17 protein-coding genes are annotated in these 20190 nt (G+C 51.9%); 10 read left to right on the top strand and 7 right to left on the bottom strand.

Features of this window, described 5'->3' with window-relative positions; all coding sequences use genetic code 11:
* Positions 1-6: 6 nt before the first annotated feature.
* The 5 genes from NNO03_RS03595 (at position 7) to NNO03_RS03575 (ending at position 7650) form a co-directional block, all read left to right on the top strand.
* On the top strand, positions 7-3747 hold the full coding sequence (locus NNO03_RS03595; RefSeq protein WP_271448836.1) for a nitrate reductase subunit alpha: 3741 nt from the start codon (positions 7-9) through the stop codon (positions 3745-3747).
* On the top strand, positions 3744-5288 hold the full coding sequence (narH, locus tag NNO03_RS03590; protein WP_271448835.1) for a nitrate reductase subunit beta: 1545 nt from the start codon (positions 3744-3746) through the stop codon (positions 5286-5288). Before NNO03_RS03595 ends, narH begins: the two co-directional genes overlap by 4 nt.
* Positions 5288-5983 carry a nitrate reductase molybdenum cofactor assembly chaperone gene (gene narW, locus NNO03_RS03585; protein ID WP_271448834.1) on the top strand — a complete coding sequence of 232 codons (696 nt, stop codon included), beginning with the start codon at positions 5288-5290 and terminating at the stop codon, positions 5981-5983. The genes narH and narW overlap by 1 nt, the downstream gene beginning before the upstream one ends.
* Positions 5980-6660, top strand: coding sequence for a respiratory nitrate reductase subunit gamma (gene narI / locus NNO03_RS03580; protein ID WP_271448833.1), 681 nt, complete (start codon positions 5980-5982; stop codon positions 6658-6660). The genes narW and narI overlap by 4 nt, the downstream gene beginning before the upstream one ends.
* Before the next feature lie 96 nt (positions 6661-6756).
* Entirely contained in the window at positions 6757-7650 is an 894-nt protein-coding gene (locus tag NNO03_RS03575; RefSeq protein ID WP_271448832.1) for a PhzF family isomerase, read from the top strand.
* A 58-nt stretch (positions 7651-7708) separates the two neighbouring features.
* On the opposite strand, the gene nhoA is transcribed toward NNO03_RS03575, so the two are convergent.
* Positions 7709-8554 carry an N-hydroxyarylamine O-acetyltransferase gene (gene nhoA, locus NNO03_RS03570; protein WP_271448831.1) on the bottom strand — a complete coding sequence of 282 codons (846 nt, stop codon included), beginning with the start codon at positions 8552-8554 and terminating at the stop codon, positions 7709-7711.
* A gap of 158 nt (positions 8555-8712) precedes the next feature.
* Between nhoA and NNO03_RS03565 the strand changes: the two genes are divergently transcribed.
* Together NNO03_RS03565 and NNO03_RS03560 are read left to right on the top strand one after the other, a co-directional pair.
* A complete protein-coding gene (locus tag NNO03_RS03565) occupies positions 8713-9285 on the top strand; it encodes a flavin reductase family protein (RefSeq protein WP_271442337.1) in 573 nt (190 codons plus the stop codon).
* Between the two features lie 216 nt (positions 9286-9501).
* The gene (locus NNO03_RS03560; RefSeq protein ID WP_271448830.1) at positions 9502-11478 is read left to right on the top strand and encodes an alkyl/aryl-sulfatase; all 1977 of its coding nucleotides are present in this window, start codon (positions 9502-9504) and stop codon (positions 11476-11478) included.
* 38 nt (positions 11479-11516) lie between these two features.
* Here NNO03_RS03560 and pptA read toward each other — a convergent pair whose 3' ends face one another.
* From pptA to NNO03_RS03535, 5 genes are all read right to left on the bottom strand, one after another.
* Complete coding sequence (gene pptA, locus NNO03_RS03555; RefSeq protein WP_271442335.1) at positions 11517-11744, bottom strand: tautomerase PptA; 228 nt, start codon at positions 11742-11744, stop codon at positions 11517-11519.
* Positions 11745-11913: 169 nt separating this feature from the next.
* On the bottom strand, positions 11914-12855 hold the full coding sequence (mdh, locus tag NNO03_RS03550; RefSeq protein WP_271448829.1) for a malate dehydrogenase: 942 nt from the start codon (positions 12853-12855) through the stop codon (positions 11914-11916).
* Between the two features lie 109 nt (positions 12856-12964).
* Positions 12965-14386, bottom strand: coding sequence for a DASS family sodium-coupled anion symporter (locus tag NNO03_RS03545; RefSeq protein ID WP_271442333.1), 1422 nt, complete (start codon positions 14384-14386; stop codon positions 12965-12967).
* Between the two features lie 54 nt (positions 14387-14440).
* Positions 14441-15139 carry an RraA family protein gene (locus NNO03_RS03540; protein ID WP_137381838.1) on the bottom strand — a complete coding sequence of 233 codons (699 nt, stop codon included), beginning with the start codon at positions 15137-15139 and terminating at the stop codon, positions 14441-14443.
* A 25-nt stretch (positions 15140-15164) separates the two neighbouring features.
* Positions 15165-16130 (bottom strand): hydroxyacid dehydrogenase, encoded by a 966-nt coding sequence (locus NNO03_RS03535; RefSeq protein WP_271442332.1) that lies wholly within the window; start codon positions 16128-16130, stop codon positions 15165-15167.
* A gap of 348 nt (positions 16131-16478) precedes the next feature.
* On the opposite strand from NNO03_RS03535, the gene NNO03_RS03530 reads away from it, so the two are divergent.
* Complete coding sequence (locus NNO03_RS03530; RefSeq protein ID WP_271448828.1) at positions 16479-17393, top strand: LysR family transcriptional regulator; 915 nt, start codon at positions 16479-16481, stop codon at positions 17391-17393.
* Between the two features lie 12 nt (positions 17394-17405).
* Here NNO03_RS03530 and NNO03_RS03525 read toward each other — a convergent pair whose 3' ends face one another.
* Positions 17406-18023, bottom strand: a complete 618-nt coding sequence (locus tag NNO03_RS03525) for a glutathione S-transferase family protein (protein ID WP_271442330.1) — start codon at positions 18021-18023, stop codon at positions 17406-17408.
* Between the two features lie 132 nt (positions 18024-18155).
* On the opposite strand from NNO03_RS03525, the gene NNO03_RS03520 reads away from it, so the two are divergent.
* Both NNO03_RS03520 and NNO03_RS03515 read left to right on the top strand, forming a co-directional pair.
* Complete coding sequence (locus NNO03_RS03520) at positions 18156-19085, top strand: LysR family transcriptional regulator (RefSeq protein WP_271448827.1); 930 nt, start codon at positions 18156-18158, stop codon at positions 19083-19085.
* Positions 19086-19174: 89 nt separating this feature from the next.
* Positions 19175-20164 carry a zinc-dependent alcohol dehydrogenase family protein gene (locus NNO03_RS03515; RefSeq protein ID WP_271448826.1) on the top strand — a complete coding sequence of 330 codons (990 nt, stop codon included), beginning with the start codon at positions 19175-19177 and terminating at the stop codon, positions 20162-20164.
* Positions 20165-20190: the final 26 nt, after the last annotated feature.

The following is a 20190-nucleotide window of genomic DNA, read 5'->3' as shown; positions in this document are numbered from 1 at the left end:
AATGTCATGAGTAAACTGTTGGATCGCTTTCGCTACTTTAAACAAAAGGGCGAGACGTTTGCCGAGGGGCATGGGCAAGTGATGCACACCAACCGGGACTGGGAAGACAGCTATCGTCAACGCTGGCAGTTCGACAAAATTGTGCGGTCTACCCACGGCGTGAACTGTACCGGCTCATGCAGCTGGAAAATCTACGTTAAAAACGGACTTGTGACCTGGGAAACACAACAAACTGACTACCCGCGAACCCGTCCCGATCTGCCCAACCATGAGCCACGCGGCTGCCCGCGCGGTGCCAGCTATTCCTGGTATCTCTACAGCGCTAACCGCCTGAAATACCCGCTGGTACGTAAACGTTTGATCGAACTGTGGCGCGACGCCCTGTCCCGCCAGCCCGACCCGGTGCTGGCCTGGGAATCGATCATGAACGACCCGCAAAAATGCCAGAGCTACAAACAGGTGCGCGGGCGCGGCGGGTTTATTCGTTCCAACTGGAAAGAGCTAAACCAACTGATTGCCGCCGCCAACGTCTGGACGGTAAAAACCTATGGCCCGGACCGGGTGGCCGGATTCTCACCCATTCCCGCCATGTCGATGGTTTCCTACGCGGCGGGTACGCGTTACCTCTCGCTGCTAGGTGGAACCTGCCTGAGCTTCTATGACTGGTACTGCGATTTACCGCCGGCGTCACCCATGACCTGGGGTGAGCAGACCGACGTTCCGGAGTCAGCCGACTGGTATAACTCCAGCTATATCATTGCCTGGGGCTCAAACGTCCCACAAACCCGTACGCCAGACGCCCACTTCTTTACGGAAGTGCGTTACAAAGGCACCAAGACAATTGCCATTACACCGGACTACTCGGAGGTCGCCAAGTTATGCGACCAGTGGCTGGCACCGAAACAAGGGACCGACAGCGCACTGGCCATGGCCATGGGGCACGTGATCCTCAAAGAATTCCACCTCGACAAACCCAGCGATTACTTCCTCAATTACTGCCGCCGCTACACCGATATGCCCATGCTGGTCCTGCTGGATGCCCGCGAAGATGGTAGTTTTGTCCCTGGTCGAATGATGCGTGCTTCAGACCTGATAGATGGTCTGGGTGAAACCAACAACCCGGAGTGGAAAACCGTAGCGTTTAACAGCAACGGTGAACTGGTCGTGCCGAACGGTTCGATTGGCTTTCGTTGGGGTGAAAAAGGGAAATGGAACCTGGAGCCGCTGGCGGCTGGCGCGGAAACAGAACTGTCGTTGTCATTGCTCGGACAGCACGATAACGTGGCCGGTGTCGCTTTCCCTTACTTTGGCGGCAATGAAAACCCACATTTTCGCAGCGTGAAGCAGGAACCGGTACTGATTCGACAATTGCCGGTAAAACGTCTCACCCTCGCGGATGGCAGCGTTTGCCCGGTGGTCAGCGTCTATGATCTGGTACTGGCAAATTATGGTCTGGACCGTGGACTGGATGATATCCATAGCGCGAAAGATTACACCGAAGTTAAAGCCTACACACCGGCCTGGGGCGAACAAATTACGGGTGTTCCGAGCCGTCATATCGAACAAATCGCCCGTGAGTTTGCCGATACCGCACACAAAACCCACGGTCGCTCGATGATCATCCTCGGTGCGGGTGTGAACCACTGGTACCACATGGACATGAACTATCGAGGGATGATCAACATCCTGGTGTTCTGTGGCTGTGTCGGACAAAGCGGCGGCGGCTGGGCACACTATGTGGGTCAGGAGAAACTGCGCCCGCAAACCGGCTGGTTGCCATTGGCCTTTGCGCTGGACTGGAACCGTCCACCGCGCCAGATGAACAGTACCTCGTTTTTCTACAACCACTCCAGCCAGTGGCGTTATGAGAAAGTCACCGCGCAGGAGCTGCTCTCTCCGTTGGCCGATGCCTCGAAGTTCACCGGACATCTGATCGACTTCAACGTCCGCGCCGAGCGGATGGGCTGGCTACCGTCTGCTCCGCAACTCAACCTTAACCCACTCACGGTAAAAGCAAAGGCACAACAAGCCGGATTATCCCCTGCTGAATATACCGCGCAGGCACTGAAATCCGGTGATATCCGCTTTGCCTGCGAACAACCTGACAGCGGCAAAAACCATCCACGTAACCTGTTCGTCTGGCGTTCTAACCTGTTGGGCTCTTCCGGTAAAGGGCATGAATACATGCTCAAATATCTGCTGGGTACTGAAAGCGGGATTCAGGGTGAAGCGCTTGGCGAAACCGATGGCATTAAACCGGAGGAAGTGGAATGGCAGTCGGCGGCGATTGAAGGCAAGCTCGACCTGTTGGTGACGCTCGACTTCCGCATGTCCAGCACCTGTCTGTTCTCCGATATCGTGTTACCTACCGCCACCTGGTATGAAAAAGACGATATGAATACCTCGGATATGCATCCGTTTATTCACCCGCTGTCGGCTGCAGTCGATCCTGCCTGGGAGTCAAAAAGCGACTGGGAAATTTATAAAGGCATCGCCAAGGTGTTTTCTGAGGTGTGTGTCGGCCATCTGGGACAAGAAACCGATGTGGTACTGCAACCGCTGCAGCACGACTCCCCAGCTGAACTGGCGCAGCCGTTTGATATTTTGGACTGGCGTAAAGGCGAATGCGACCTTATTCCGGGTAAGACCGCGCCCAATATCGCCGTTGTGGAGCGTGATTATCCCGCCACTTACGAACGCTTCACCTCGCTCGGGCCGTTGATGGACAAGCTCGGCAACGGTGGGAAAGGTATTGCGTGGAATACCCAGGCAGAGGTCGATTTCCTCGGCAAGTTGAATTACACCAAGCGCGAAGGTCCGGCGAAAGGCCGCCCGCTGATCGACACCGCGCTGGATGCCTCGGAAGTGATCCTCGCACTGGCGCCGGAAACCAACGGTCAGGTGGCGGTGAAGGCGTGGGAAGCGCTGGGGGCAATGACCGGTCGGGACCATACGCATCTGGCGTTGAACAAAGAAGACGAAAAGATTCGTTTTCGCGACATTCAGGCGCAGCCGCGCAAAATCATCTCCAGCCCGACCTGGTCGGGTCTTGAAAGCGAGCACGTCTCCTATAACGCCGGTTATACCAACGTGCATGAGCTGATCCCATGGCGCACCCTGTCGGGTCGTCAGCAACTGTATCAGGATCACGCGTGGATGCGCGCCTTCGGGGAAAGTCTGGTGGCGTATCGTCCACCCATTGATACCCGTAGCGTCAGCGAAATGCGTGAGATACCGCCAAACGGCTTCCCGGAGAAAGCACTCAACTTCCTGACGCCGCACCAGAAATGGGGCATCCACTCTACCTACAGTGAAAACCTGCTGATGCTAACGCTGTCACGTGGCGGGCCGATTGTCTGGATCAGTGAAACTGATGCTAAGGAGTTAGGTATTGAAGACAACGACTGGATCGAAGCTTTCAATGCAAACGGAGCACTAACCGCACGCGCGGTGGTCAGCCAGCGTGTACCGCCAGGCATGACCATGATGTACCACGCACAGGAACGAATCATGAATATACCCGGCTCCGAAGTCACCGGAATGCGCGGCGGTATTCATAACTCCGTCACCCGTGTGTGTCCTAAACCGACCCACATGATTGGCGGCTATGCGCAGTTGGCGTACAGCTTCAACTATTACGGAACAGTCGGCTCTAACCGCGATGAGTTCATCATGATTAGGAAAATGAAAAATATTAACTGGCTGGATGATGAAGGTCGCGATCAGGTACAGGAGGCGAAAAAATGAAAATACGCTCACAGGTAGGCATGGTTCTGAATCTGGATAAGTGCATCGGCTGCCACACCTGCTCCGTCACCTGCAAAAACGTCTGGACCGGGCGTGAAGGGATGGAATATGCGTGGTTTAACAACGTCGAGACAAAACCCGGCATTGGTTACCCGAAAAACTGGGAGGACCAGGAAGAGTGGCAAGGCGGCTGGGTGCGCGATGTTAACGGTAAGATCAGACCGCGCTTGGGCGGCAAGATGGGGGTCATCACCAAAATTTTCGCCAACCCTGTCATTCCGCAAATCGATGATTATTACGAGCCGTTTACCTACGATTACCAGCACTTGCACAGTGCGCCGGAAGGCAAAAATCAGCCCACTGCCCGCCCGCGCTCGCTGATTGATGGTAAACGGATGGACAAAATTATCTGGGGTCCAAACTGGGAAGAATTACTTGGCGGTGAATTCTCAAAACGTGCCCGTGACCGTAACTTCGAGAAGATGCAAAAGGAGATGTACGGTCAGTTTGAAAACACCTTCATGATGTATTTGCCACGCCTGTGCGAACACTGCCTGAACCCAAGCTGTGTCGCCACCTGCCCGAGTGGCGCTATCTATAAGCGTGAAGAAGATGGCATCGTGCTGATCGACCAGGATAAGTGCCGTGGTTGGCGTTTGTGCATCAGCGGTTGTCCGTATAAGAAAATCTACTTTAACTGGAAGAGCGGCAAATCAGAAAAATGCATCTTCTGCTATCCACGTATTGAATCCGGCCAACCTACCGTGTGTTCCGAAACCTGCGTCGGACGTATTCGCTATCTTGGCGTGCTGCTGTACGATGCCGATCGCATCGAGGAAGCGGCCAGCACCGAACATGAAACCGATCTTTATGAGCGTCAGTGCGATGTGTTCCTTAACCCGCACGATCCGGCCGTCATTGAAGAAGCGCTGAAACAGGGTATTCCGCACAACGTGATTGAAGCGGCCCAGCGTTCACCGGTTTACAAAATGGCGATGGACTGGAAGTTGGCACTGCCGCTGCACCCGGAGTATCGCACCCTGCCGATGGTCTGGTATGTGCCGCCGTTGTCACCGATTCAGTCTTACGCTGATGCCGGTGGTCTGCCGCACAATGGCAACATTCTGCCCGCGGTTGAGTCACTGCGAATCCCGGTCCAGTACCTCGCCAACATGCTCAGTGCAGGTGATACCGGTCCGGTACTGCGCGCCCTGAAACGCATGATGGCGATGCGACACTACATGCGCTCGCAAACCGTGGAAGGCGTAACCGATACCCGTGCAATTGAGGAAGTGGGCTTAACCGTTGAACAGGTTGAGGAGATGTACCGCTATTTGGCCATTGCCAACTACGAAGACCGCTTTGTGATCCCAACCAGCCATCGTGAAATGGCACGTGACGCTTTCCCGGAGAAAAACGGTTGCGGCTTCACCTTCGGCGACGGCTGTCACGGCTCGGATACCAAGTTCAATCTGTTTAACAGTAGCCGCATTGACGCTATCGATATCACCGAAGTACGCGATAAAGCGGAGGGTCAATAATGCAAATCCTCAAGGTTATCGGTCTGCTGATGGAATACCCGGACGCGTTGCTCTGGGAGTGCAAAGATGACGCCTTCGCGCTGGTCGCCAGCGATGCGCCCATGCTAAGCGGGTTTACCCACGAACTGCTCAATGCTCCGTTACTGGATAAACAAGCCGAATGGTGTGAAGTATTTGACCGTGGACGCGCCACCTCACTGCTGCTGTTCGAGCATGTGCATGCCGAATCCCGCGACCGCGGTCAGGCGATGGTCGACCTGCTGGCCCAGTACGAAAAAGTTGGGCTACAACTCAACTGTCGCGAACTGCCGGATCACCTGCCGCTGTATCTGGAATATTTAAGCGTGCTGCCTGAAACAGAAGCCAAAGAGGGATTGCAGAACGTTGCACCGATACTGGCGCTGCTCGGCGGTCGATTAAAACAGCGCGATACCCCCTGGTATCAACTGTTTGACGCCCTGCTGCTGCTTGCCGGAAGCCCTCTATCAAGTGACAGTGTCACGAAGCAGGTTGGGGCTGAAACCCGCGATGATACCCGTCAGGCACTGGATGCCGTCTGGGAAGAGGAACAGGTGAAATTTATTGAGGATAATGCGACTGCCTGTGACAGTTCACCGTTACAAAACTATCAACGACGCTTTAGCCAGGACGTGGCACCACAGTATGTCGACGTCAGCGCGGGAGGCCCGAAATGATACAGTATCTGAACGTCTTTTTTTACGACATCTACCCGTATCTGTGCGGCACGGTGTTTATCCTCGGGAGTTGGTTACGCTACGACTACGGACAGTACACCTGGCGTGCCTCCTCCAGCCAGATGCTGGATAAACGCGGTATGGTGCTATGGTCAAACTTGTTCCATATCGGCATTTTGGGGATCTTCTTTGGACACCTGTTTGGCATGTTAACCCCACACTGGATGTATGCCTGGTTCCTGCCAGTTGCCGTGAAACAACAGATGGCGATGATTGCCGGCGGTCTGTGTGGCGTATTGACGCTGGTAGGCGGCGTGGGTCTGCTGGTGCGCCGTCTGACGAACTCGCGTATTCGCGCAACGTCCTCCACTGCAGATATCCTGATCCTGTGTATCCTGTTGATTCAGTGTATCCTCGGCCTGACCACTATCCCGTTTTCGGCACAACATCCGGACGGCAGTGAAATGCTGAAACTGGTGGGCTGGGCGCAGTCGGTCGTCACCTTCCAGGGCGGTGCGTCTGCGCATCTGGATGGCGTGGCGTTAATCTTCCGGGTACACCTGGTGCTGGGGATGACGATTTTCCTGCTGTTCCCGTTCACTCGTCTGGTTCACGTCTGGAGCGCACCGGTTGAGTATTTCACCCGCCGTTACCAGATAGTACGTTCTCGCCGATAATTTTCTCTGCTGTCCGGTAGCGCGTGCACTTACCGGGCAGCATCGCTATCCCACTTTTTGTACGTTATGATGCTTCTCCATTCCAGGAGAACGCCAATGAAACCACAGGTTTACCACGTTGATGCCTTTACCTCAGAACCCTTTCGCGGCAATTCAGCGGGAGTTGTGCTGCATGCGGATGGGTTGAGTGACGCCCAGATGCAGCTGATAGCACGTGAGCTGCGCCATTCGGAAACGGCTTTTCTACTGACCAGTGACGACAGCGATGTGCGTATTCGCTACTTCACGCCAACGGTCGAAGTGCCCATCTGTGGGCATGCTACCGTCGCCGCGCATTATGTTCGCGCCAACGTGCTGGGGCTGAGTGATACGACCGTCTGGCAAACGTCACTCGCCGGTCGCCACCGGGTCGACGTACGCACGCACGGCGCTGACTACCGCATCAGCCTGGAGCAAGGGAAACCTGTTTTTGAGGCGCCGCTGGATGGGGCCATTCGCCGTGCGATTATTAACGCGCTGCACCTAACTGAAGACGATATGCTGCCTGGGTTGCCGATTCAGGTGGCATCTACCGGGCATTCAAAAGTGATGATCCCACTGAAGCCCGAGGTGAATATTGACGCCCTTTCCCCTGACCTGCCCGCGCTGACGGCAATTAGCAAAGAGATTGGCTGTAACGGCTTCTTCCCGTTTCAACTCCGTCCGGGCGAAAACGCAACCGATGGCCGCATGTTTTCACCGGCTATCGGAATTGTGGAAGATCCGGTTACCGGCAACGCGAATGGTCCAATGGGGGCCTGGCTGGTACACCATAACCTGATGGCCCATGATGGCAAAACGTTGCATGTTCAGGGGCACCAGGGGCGTGCGCTGGGACGCGACGGTGTGGTTGATGTGGCGGTAACAATCCGTGATAACCAGCCAGAAAAAGTGACGATTTCCGGCTCTGCAGTGATCCTGTTTCACGCCGAATGGGCGATCGATTTTTAAATCTTCAGGTAGGCCGGATAAGGCGATTACGCCGCATCCGGCATTAATTCTGATGCCCCTATTTTCCCGCCTCCGGATGCGTATCAAACGCCGCCATTACTGTCGCCAGTTCCTCCTCGCTAAAGCCGTGTTTTACATCGTCAACGCCCAGGCCGAAGCGTTCCTGCAACAGCGTATACAAGCTGGCAACGTCAGGCAGATTAATCTGATCTACCGCGTGACCATCCTGATAATGAGTAAAGTGGAAATTGGTCAACGTCAGCTTGCCGCCGTCGGGTAAATGGCGACACATCAGCAAATGGTGGCGGAAATGCGACTGCGGCCAGTGTGCAGACCAGAAATTACCCATCAGATAATCGCTGTGATGTTGCACCACCAGATCGAATCGGTACATTGACTGCCAGTGATCATGATGGCGGAACTGCAATATCCAGTCTTCCCCCTCCTGAATCAGGCGATATTCGCCGTGTGGCGTCTTCTGCTCAATGTTAGCCTGCAGACGAATCGGCGCTGTCAGCGTTTGTCCGCCAAATCCAACATCAGCGATCCACTGTTCACCCTGTAATTCAACCAGTAACAGGCGATGTGTACGCGGCGGTAGGCTTGACGGATTCGCCAATACCACGCGTCCCAGCAAACTGCGTACGGTAAAGCCGATGTCGCGCAGCGCCCGTTCAAATACACCATTTTGTTCAAAGCAATAGCCACCGCGGCGAGCAGTGACCAACTTCTCTTCAAGGGACACATCGTCAAGCTGCATTTCACGCGGCAGCAGCACATCAAGATTTTCAAAGGGTATGGCACCGTTATGCAGTAAGTGCAGCGCTCTCAACGTTTCAATGTCGACGTTGGGCACACCTGACCAGCCAATACGGGCAAAATAAGCGTTTAAAAAAGGCGTCATACGGGATTCCTGTTTGTTGAATGTTGTACTTATAACGCATTTTTAATTTTACGCTGTCGTTTTTGTGCGCTGTTCCCCCCGGCGAGGCGACAAAATCGCTAATCCCGTTACTATCTATGTTTATTGTGATGTCATTTTTATTCTGCCGAGGAGTCGCTATGAGTCATTTTCGTCCGGTTGAATTACAACACGCCAGCCGACTGCTTAATCACGGCCCCACCATTTTGATAACCAGTCGTGACGCGAATACAGAACGGCGTAATGTGATGGCGGCCGCGTGGTCAATGCCCGTGGAATTTGATCCGCCGCGGGTAGCCATTGTTGTCGACAAGACTGCCTGGTCGCGCGAACTGATCGAACGTAGCGGTCAATTTGGTATTGTTATTCCAGGTGTTGCCGCGACGAACTGGACCTATGCCGTAGGGAGTGTTTCCGGTCGAATAGAAGATAAGTTCAACTGCTACGGCATTCCGGTAGTCAAAGGCCCGGTATTGGGGCTGCCGCTAGTAGAAGCCAAGTGTCTCGCCTGGATGGAATGCCGCCTGCTTCCTGCCACAGCGGCTCAGGACAAATATGACACCTTGTTTGGCGAAGTGGTCTCGGCTGCCGCTGATGAGCGAGTCTTCGTGGAAGGTCGTTGGCAGTTTGATGATGGCAAACTCAATACCCTGCATCACCTTGGTGCCGGAACATTTGTCACCAGCGGGAAACAGGTTACTGCCGGTAAATAATCACCGACAAATGGATGGCAGATCCGCCTGTCATCCCTATCAGCCTTCTCAAAACTTCCGAAAAACCAGTCAGATAAATCGTTTCCCTTACCTTGCCGAATCATTCATGTGAATTATAGTTAATCGTGCACTAAGTCAAATATTGGTTCAAAACGCAATCCGTTAAAGCAGCATCCCCCCAGAACTGGACTTATGAAGTGTCAGAGAGGTTTTACGATGCAACTTAATAGAATCGCACAAAGCTTTATACTTGCTGGGTTATTAACGTCTTTTGCTGTTCCCGTCATGTCTGCTGAAGCCCCAAAAGAGGCGACGGCAGCCACGCAACAAGCCAACAATGCACTCTACAATCAACTCCCCTTTTCTGATAACACCGACTTTACCGACGCGCACAAAGGCTTTATCGCCCCGATTCCTCAGGACGTGATCAAAGGTGAACAAGGCAACGTTATCTGGAATCCGCAACAGTACGCGTTTATTAAGGAAGGCGATAAGGCACCGGATACGGTAAACCCGAGCTTGTGGCGCCAGTCTCAGTTGATCAATATCAGCGGGTTGTTTGAAGTCACGGAGGGTGTCTATCAGATCCGTAACCTCGATTTGTCGAATATGACCATCATCGAAGGTAAAGAAGGTATCACCGTTGTTGACCCATTAGTGTCGGCAGAAACGGCCAAAGTCGGCATGGATCTCTACTTTAAAAACCGTGGCAAAAAACCGGTTGTCGCGGTGATTTATACCCACAGCCACGTCGACCATTACGGTGGTGTGCGCGGTGTTGTTGATGAAGCCGATGTTAAAGCAGGCAAAGTGAAGGTCTATGCGCCTGCCGGTTTTATGGAAGCAGCGGTTGCTGAAAACATCATGGCCGGTAACGTCATGAGCCGCCGCGCCAGCTACATGTACGGCAACCTGCTAAAACCGGATGCTAAAGGCCAGGTCGGCGCGGGACTGGGAACCACCACTTCCGCAGGGACGGTTACACTGATTGCGCCAACGAATATCATCGAGAAAGATGGGCAAAAAGAGGTTATTGATGGCCTGACCTATGACTTCATGTTGGCTCCAGGCTCCGAAGCGCCTTCAGAAATGTTGTGGTACATCGAAGAGAAAAAACTCATCGAATCGGCTGAAGATGTCACCCATACCCTGCACAACACCTACTCTCTGCGCGGTGCAAAAATTCGCGAACCGTTGCCGTGGTCCAAATACATCAACGAAGCAATTGTTCGCTGGGGTGATAAAGCGGAAATTCTGATGGCACAGCACCATTGGCCAACCTGGGGCAATGACAAGGTGGTGAGCCTACTGAAAAGCCAACGCGATCTATACCGTTATATTAACGACCAGACGCTGCGCATGGCCAACGAAGGTCTGACCCGTGATGAAATCGCGGCGAACTTTACGTTGCCGGATTCACTGGCACACACCTGGGCGAACCGCGGGTACTATGGCTCCGTTAGCCATGATGTGAAAGCCACCTACGTGCTGTACCTCGGCTGGTTTGACGGCAACCCAGCCACACTTGATGAACTGCCGCCGGAAGAAGCGGCGAAGAAATTCGTCGACTATATGGGCGGTGCGGATGCCATTCTGCAAAAAGCAAAAGCTGACTACGATCAGGGCAACTATCGCTGGGTTGCACAGGTGGTGAGCAAAGTCGTATTTGCCGATCCGAACAACCAGGCCGCGCGAAACCTGGAAGCCGATGCGCTGGAACAATTAGGCTATCAGGCAGAGTCTGGTCCGTGGCGTAACTTCTACCTGACGGGCGCACAAGAACTGCGCAACGGCGTGGTGAAAGGCCCGACGCCGAATACGGCCAGTCCGGATACTGTCCGCGCCATGACGCCAGAAATGTTCTTCGACTACCTGGCGGTACATATTAACGGGCAGAAAGCGGGCGATGCGAAATCAGTATTCAATATCGACCTTGGTAGCGATGGTGGTAAATACAAACTGGAGCTGGAAAACGGTGTTCTGAACCATACCGCTAATTCCGAAGCGAAAGATGCGGATGCCACTATCGCGCTCAATCGCGATACGCTGAACAAAATCATCCTCAAGGAAGTGACGCTGAAGCAGGCGCAAGACAGCGGTGACGTGAAAATTACCGGAGACGCCGCCAAGCTCGACGCCATGCTCGGTTACATGGACAAATTTGAATTCTGGTTCAATATTGTCACGCCATAATGGCATCAAAAACGGGCGAATGACTCGCCCGTTTTTTCTCACATACTGTAACCGGGTTTTTTAATCAACGTGTCCATCTGCGGCACGATTTCCGCATCCCATACGGCTTGCCACGCCTCAGGCTCAATCTCATTCAATGCCACGCTGACTGAGCTGTCTTTGCTTTGCAAATGACGAATAATGACATCTGTAATATCCGCCGCCAGCGCGGTTTTTTGTTCATCGGTAAGGGCGCGAGGAAAACATTTAATATCGATATGCGGCATTGCAGGTTCCTTATTGTTTTGGGTAAAACAGCGATAACGTAATATGCGCCAGTTAGCAAAATTCCTCCAGACGTCTTTGGTCTACAATGATGCTCAGATGCACAACGTTACCGGCCTGGCAAACGTTGAAAGCCGATTTCGACGATCGGCTTTTTCAAAACCACCACGGTTAATTCTTACAAACAAACCGCTCACCAAACGCAATATCTTTCCGCAGTTCGCTTTGCATTGCCTCGAGTGCATCCTGCTCAATGCGGCTCAGGTCAGTTAGCGCAATAACGCGAGATACTCCGTTGACGCCCAATTCTACTGGCTGGGCAAAAAAACGGGCGTATTGGCTGCCGCTTTCTACATATGCGCATTCCACAATGCCTTGTTCCCCACTCAGTGCACGGAGTAACGACAAACAAAAACGTGCGGCTGCCTGCCCCATTGATAATGTGGCCGACCCGGCTCCCGCTTTAGCCTCGACGACCCGAGTCCCGGCATGTTGTACCTGGTCTGTCAGCGCACGGATCTCGTCATCGGAAAGTTTTATCTCCGTAAGCTGCGAGAACAACGGCAGGATCGTGACGCCTGAATGTCCACCGATGACCGGAACCTCAACGTCCCGCACGCTGCAGCCTTTCATTTGTGCAACAAACGTATTTGCGCGAATGACATCCAACGTGGTGATGCCAAAGAGCTTGCTTTTATCGTAGACGCCAGCCTTTTGCAGGACATTAGCGGCAATCGCCACTGTGGTATTAACCGGGTTAGTAATAATACCAATACAGGCATCCGGGCATATTTTTGCGACATCACCAATAAGCTGATGAATAATATTGGCATTAATACTGAAGAGGTCAGAACGATCCATTCCCGGCTTACGGGCAATACCAGCACAGACAATAACAATATTTGCACCATCTAACGCATGTTGGATCTGAGTGCCACAATATCCGTGAATATGCACATCGGTTGGGATATGGCTTAAATCAACAGCAATCCCTGGGGTTGCTGTTGATATATCGTAGAGTGCGAGTTCAGACCCCTCTGGCATGTTTAATTTAAGGAGTAACGACAAAGCTTGCCCTATTCCTCCGGCAGCGCCAAGAAGCGTAACTTTCATATAATATCCTTTACAAGGTTATCGACAGATATAATCAACCACGCGATGTTTCAGATAAACATCACGGTAAAATAATCGCTAATAACAAATCAATAATTATTCCTAAAAATCAAAATACGCCAAGCATTGGCCAATAATACAATGCGCATAATGCATAAATCAGACAAGCAATCGCACACAGTACAATACCGACGCGCGGATAATCATTGATAGCAACCTTCCCGGTACCAAAGACCAACACGCCCGGAATGGTGTTATAAAACATCAATAATGGATAAGCGCCAATAATCATCCCACCCGGTAACGCCAGCATTGCCGGTGGCAGACCTGCCGCATGGGCAATACCAATCAGTACAGGCAACATTGCTGCCGCCATCGCGGTCGTGCCCACAAAGAAAATATGCATGTATTGCACGACGATAAGCACGACAATCAGCAAGGCGATGGTACTCAGCGTGGATAAACCCAGATGGTTAAAGATCAACATCGATATCCATTCTGCCGCACCGGTTTTCATCAAAATAGCCCCCATACTGACACCACCGCCGCAAATGAACAGCACTTGCCACGACACGCCTTTATTGGCTTCCGACCAATTAATCACGCCAATTTTAGGGAAGAAGAGCAGGCAAGCCCCCAGCATACAGGCCGTGGTAGAATCGACACCTATCCAATCACCGGTGACCCACAGGAAGACCACGCCGAGGAAAATCCACAACGTTTTCCACTCGGCCGCAGACATTTTTCCCATCCCGTCCAGACTGTCTTTAATCAGTTGCTCTCCACCGGGGATATGCGATTGCTCAGGCGGATAAGCAAACTGCAGGTAGATCCAGGTAATAAACGTCATCAGTAATGCTGGCGGGAATCCGACTATCAAAAAATCCAGATAGGAGATCATTGGCCCACCGGCATTATGAATAAATTCAACGGTAATGGGGTTTGGTAAATTGGCTGTCAAAATACCGCCGCTGATCGTGGAATTAGTAAACGACATGGTGAGCAGCAAATTAACTGCAAATTTTGTTCGCCCTTCTTCTTTAAATAACGCAATCAAATTCAGACAAATGGGTAGCAGTATCGCGACTCTTGGCGTGGACGACGGAATAAAGAATGCCAGCACAATATTCGCAATGGTCACCCCCAGTGTTAAATTACGCACGCTACTGCCGGTAACTTTAAGTATTAAAAAAGTAATCCGTTCCGCTAAGCGTGTTTTGGTTAGCGCCACAGCCATAATAAATGCGCCAACCAGAAGATAAGAGGAAGATGAAGAAAATCCCGACAGTGCCATTTTTAAGCTGCATACTTTTAATAATACGGCAGCAGGAACAATCAGTAAGCTTGAAACAACAATGGGGATGGGTTCGGATAAGAACAGGATAAAAACACCCGCAAACAATACCAGCGCATGCTTCCCCTCCATGGAAAGTCCTGCCATGGGAAATGTATAGGTAATCGCCATCGCCAGGATCGCTAACGGAATTCCCCACCGTTTCTTAAACGACAACGCTTTTATTTTTTCTGCCATTATTATTAGCCTATTTGAGCAAGCCAGCCACAAACGTGGCTGGCATCTGTAGAGTTAACCCGGATAAACAGCGTCAATCGTTTCGCAGCCTTTCGCCGCGAGCGCTTTATCCACCCAACTGCGATCGGCTTTTCCGGTCTGCGCCGCAACCAGTTTTGCATGGTCGTTGGCAGAAAACTTGCGAGCTTCTTCCAGCAATTTTGCCGCATCATGTTTAGGGATCACAATGACGCCATCACTGTCACCGACGATAATATCGCCCGGCGTAACGTGAATATTGCCGCAGGCTACAGGAACATTGACTTCGCCTGGACCTTCTTTGAATGGGCCGCCTGGGGTATGACCTGTCGCATAAACTGGAACCCCCATTGCATAGATGGTATCAAGATCACGCATTGGTCCGTCCAGCACGATGCCCGCAATGCCTTGAGATTTGGCGTAGGCGACCATGATCTCGCCCATCAGCGACTGGCTGCTGTCCCCTTCGTTGGAAACGATCAGAATGTCGCCAGGTTTAATCATGTTCAGCGCTTTATGCATCATCAGATTGTCGCCAGGACGCGCTTTTACCGTCAGCGCAACACCAACCATATTTTGTTCCGCAGGTGCCGTCATGCGTCGGATGCGGCAATTCATCGCGCTCAGCCGCCCCATACAGTCGGCAATATTTGCTGCTGGTATGGTTTTGAAACCTTCGATAACATCAGCTGTAGGCAGTTCACGTTGAGTAAAGACTCTGAATCCAATAGACATTTTATTCTCCAGTACGTCGTAAATATTATTTAATCAGGTGGTTAACACACAGACTCGGGGATAGTGGTTTTCCGTTAAGGAAATTAATCACGTTGTCAGCGGCATGCGCAGCCATCGCGTCTAACGCATCAGGCGTGGACCCGCCAACATGCGGGGTCATAACAACGGTGGGTTGTGAGGCAATAGCATCGCTGAGGGGCAGTGGTTCATTAACGAAAGTGTCCAGACCTGCACCTGCAATTTTTCCACTCTGCAAAGCCGCTACCAGCGCATTTTCATCAATCAGCGGCCCTCTGGCGGTATTAACCAGAATTGCACCATCAGGCAGTAGTGAAAGCGCCTCTTCGTTAATCAGATTTCGGGTAGCGGGAACCAGCGGACAATGTAGGCTGAGCACCTGGCTTTGGCGAAGCAACGCCGGTAAATCGTTGACAAGTGTGACCTGTTCGATTGGGCTGGCCTTGAGCATGGGATCGTAAGCGACGACCTTCATGCCCAGCGCTATACAGAATTGCGCCAGCGTTTGTCCTATTTGGCCAAAACCCACCAATCCCAAAGTGCGTCCACTTAATTGTTGGCCGTTTCCGGCGCGGCTCCAGTTCCCTGTGCGTAAATCTCGGTCATAGGATGCAATGCGCCTGGCGGCCGCCAGCATGAGCCCTAATGCCAGTTCGGCAACCGATTGTGAGTTTGTTCCCGGCGTCACGAGGACGGGAATATTTCGTTCCGTCGCCGCATCGACATCAATGTTGCTTACGCCTACGCCATGTTTGGTGATGACTTTCAGCGTTGGACAAGCACGGATAGCTTCGCCCGTTAGCGCCATCGTGCGTGAAATAACAGCATCAACAGGCTCAGTGGATAAAATCGACAGGATCGCCTGCGGATCCGTTGAATCATTTACATAGATTATTTTACAGTCAGCATCTATTAGTTTTTTAACACCCTTCGGCGCCAGTTTTGGTGCCGTCATTAATACGGTAAAACGCATCCTCTTCTCCTTGCCATAGTCGGGATGGGAGATTTTTACCCCAGGACAAGGCGACGCAACAGGCAATAATATTGATAGCGGCAATAACTTTTCGTTAAATAGCGTAAAAACAAAATTCGCTTATAAACATCATAAAATACAGTTAGTTGTATTAATTCACCAGGATGTTATTGCGTAATAATGCGGAACTGACAGGCGGCATGGTTCACACATTTCGCCGTATTTTCTTACTTTTTATGCAAGAGAAAACGTCATCTTTTTGCTGTCAGGTCAAAAAATAATGGCGCGTCATTCTCTACCATGCTGTGACGCTAATACCGGGCGGATGGGAAAAGGTGCTGTAGAGTCATGAATCTCAATATTCGCGATTTGACGTTTTTTTATGTTATTGCAGAAGTGGGTAGCCTCGCTCAAGCCTCAGAACGCCTTGGGCGCTCGCAACCTGCGCTGTCAAAATGCATCCAGCGTCTGGAAGAGGAAGTGGGTACACAATTATTGACCCGCAGCGGGCACGGTATAACGCTTACCGCCGCGGGTGAGTTACTGCGCGAACGGGCCAGAAAGCTCTGCTTTTTTATGGAGCAAACGGAACAGGACCTCGAAAACTATGTTCGCGGAGTGTCAGGCAAAATACGTATAGGCTGTGTACCGACTGTCGCTGAATATCTCATTCCTAAGCTTTGTCAGGCTTTTCTGACAGAAAACCCCCTCGCTATGCTCGAAATTGTTCCCGGAGTAAATAATTATCTCTGGGATAATCTGCAGAATTATCAGTTAGATATCATTATTGTTACTAAAACGATTAGCTATGAGAACGCTATTATTTACCCGATAATGGAGGATGCTGTGGTTTTAGTCGGCAGCTGCGAACATCCTATTTTTACAAAAGAGTTGAAGTCAATTACGCCTCAAGATCTTGTCGAATACAGATGGTTGTTATCGGGGAAAAATACGGCCTCCCGACGCTGGATTGATCAGTTTTTTATTAGCCGGGGGCTTCCGCCACCGCAAGCCCAGATAGAAACATCATCGTTTCATCTCATGCCAAAAATCCTTGCGGCAAATAAAGAATTACTGGGCTTCATACCCCGGCGTAATTTGACCAAGGGCGGCGTGGTATATAAACAATTGAAGGAAATCCCGCTGGAAGGAACAGCAAATTCCCGTCATTTTATTCTTGGTCGACTCAAGGATCGCAGCCCCTCTCCCATCACAGAACGACTTATCAGGATGATCCGCGAACAGGGGCAAGACATGTTTTAAGCGTTCATCGCGTCAAATAATTCTGTTATTTTTCAGTACAGTACGCAGCCGCGGGATTTGACAAACCGCGTCCGCGATGGCGCTGATATTGGGCGTATTGTCCTGAAACCAGTCATGTCCTGGCCCCCAGGTGCGCATAACAGCAATATAAACATCCAGCAACGTGAGCTGATCGCCAAACGCGTACGGTTCGGCGCTTAGCTGGTCATTCAGCCACATATAAAGCGATTTACGGTACTCAATGCAGCCCTTTTTCAACTGCGCCGGGGCGTCCGGTGCCCAGCGTTGTGGATAATCGGCATAGGTAAACGTGGGATAGACATTTGCCACCAGCCAAATCAACAGGCGCTGAAATTGTTGACGTTCCACATGTCCGACAGGCGGCGCCAGTTCGGGCCTGCTGTCCAGAATCATCAGCGCAACAGCCGCCGTTTCCGTCATCACATTGCCATTTTCCAGTATCAGTGTGGGCACCTGACACAGCGGATTCATAGTTTTTAGCAACGCCCGCGACGGCCCGTCGCTGTCAAAGCCGTCCACATTAATAAAGCTGTAAGGGATCTCCGCCAGTGTAAGCATCACTTCACTGATGGCCGATCCCCAGCCCGGTACCCCATAGACCTTAATCATGCTGCAACCCCTCAATGTTAAAACCCTAAGTGTAGAGCAGCATTCGACAATCTATGCAGCCGGAATTATTACTCTCATAATAACAATGCCGGAGACTACAACCGTCATAACGGATACGGGAGAGAATAAGAGATGCGTTCGAGTATGTTTGAATATATGAGCATTTTTGTGCAGGTTGTCGAACAAGGTGGTTTTGCCAAAGCCGCTGATGTGTTGCACCTGCACCGCCCCGCGGTGACGAAAGCAATTCAGCATCTTGAGGACGATCTGGGGACGAAACTCCTAAACCGAACGACGCGGAAGGTTACCCTGACCGAAGAAGGTGACGCATTTTACCGGCGGACCAAGGCACTGCTGGGTGACGTGGATGACATCATGGCCTCTTTCTCACCAACACGGCCTCCGCGTGGAAAGCTCAGGATCAACGCGCCACTGTCGTTGGCTCACTCGATTATCGTTCCCGCGCTAAGCGACTTTCAGTCACGCTATCCGGACGTTGAGATTGTTCTCACCTCCACTGACCGCAAAATTGATCTGCTTGCGGAGGGGATCGACTGCATGATCCGCATTGGAGAATTGCAGGACTCCTCGCTAATATCCCGACGACTTGGCGAGGTTAAAATGGTGACCTGTGCGTCCGCAGATTATCTGGCTACACGGGGCATCCCACAGACACCGGATGATTTAGCTCAGCATCAGGCACTCAACTTCTTTAGCGAACGTCATCGTGACGCGCTGGAGTGGTCCTTTATCAACGACGGGAAAACGGTATCGATCGTGCCAGCAAGCCGAATGAGCGTAGACAACTCCGACATTCTGCTAACCGGTTGTTTATCTGGGCTGGGAATCATACACGGCGTTCACGCCGTACTGGCGCCCTACCTCCAGTCGGGACAACTGATTGAGGTGCTGCGTGACTATGCGGGAGAAGCTAAACCGGTGTCTGTTCTCTACCCGGACAGGCGCTATTTGGCCCCGCGCGTGCGGGTTTTTATTGACTGGCTGAGTCAGCTTTTCGTACAGCAAAAACCACGACTTCAGGGATTATTACAATTTGAGTAATAGTGAAGTTCCGTAATGGCGGTTTTTCACCCTCACCAGAACCAATACATTGTGCGGACTCAAGTCAGAACAATTTACCGAGGTCCGCTATGTCTAAAGTCGTGGTTTTCAATCAAATGGGTGGCGCTGATGTGCTGAATATTCAGGATATTCAGACCCCGGCACCGCTTGCAAACGATGTTCAGATCCGCGTTCGTGCAATAGGTATTAACCGGGCGGAAATTATGTACCGTACCGGTCAGTATATTTACCAACCCAATTTTCCTGCTCGCCTGGGCTATGAAGCCTCCGGCATTGTTGAAGCCGTCGGTGACAATGTGCACGAGTTCGCACCAGGCGATCGCGTGAGCGTCATTCCGGCATTCAGCTTTCATCAGTACGGTATGTATGGCGAAATCGTCAATGCGCCCGCTCATGCGGTCGTCAAACATCCGGAAAACCTGAGCTTTGCCGAGGCCGCCGCCAGCTGGATGATGTATGTGACTGCTTTTGGCGCGCTGGTGGAGTATGCCAATATCGGACCTGGCGATAACGTGCTGATCAATGCCGCGTCCAGCAGTGTTGGTCTCGCCGCAATTCAGATCGCCAACATGGTCGGTGCAACACCTATTGCGATGACGCGAACCCATGAGAAACGCGACGCCCTGTTACAACTGGGTGCCGCTGAGGTCATTGCCAGTCAGGAGCAGGATCTAGTCGCAGAAATTAACCGTATAACTGGTGGCAAAGGTACCCGCGTGGTCTTTGATCCGGTCGGCGGCCCCGGTGTGGCGAAAATAGCCCAGGTAATGCCTGCCGGAGGGTTATTTTTCCAGTACGGTTCGCTGGACGGTCGCGATTTGTCGATCCCGGTGATTGAGATCCTTGGCCGCCATTTGACCTTCCGCGGCTATGAGCTTTTCGAAATCACCACTGATGCTGAAAAACTGGCTCGGGCTAAACGTTTCATCTTTGAAGGATTGCAATCTGGGCAACTCAAACCACTGATTGATAAAACCTTTGCGTTTGATGACATCGTTAAGGCACACCAGTACATGGAAGCCAACGGCCAGGTAGGCAAAATCGTCGTTACCCTGTAATCGCTGTGCGGCACAACCCTGTGCCG

Origin of the sequence: Citrobacter sp. Igbk 16, from assembly GCF_028069755.1 — a bacterium.
Taxonomy (GTDB): Bacteria; Pseudomonadota; Gammaproteobacteria; order Enterobacterales; family Enterobacteriaceae; genus Citrobacter.
The sequence above is the reverse complement of the archived record's forward strand: the minus strand, read 5'-3'. Positions and strand labels throughout refer to the sequence as shown.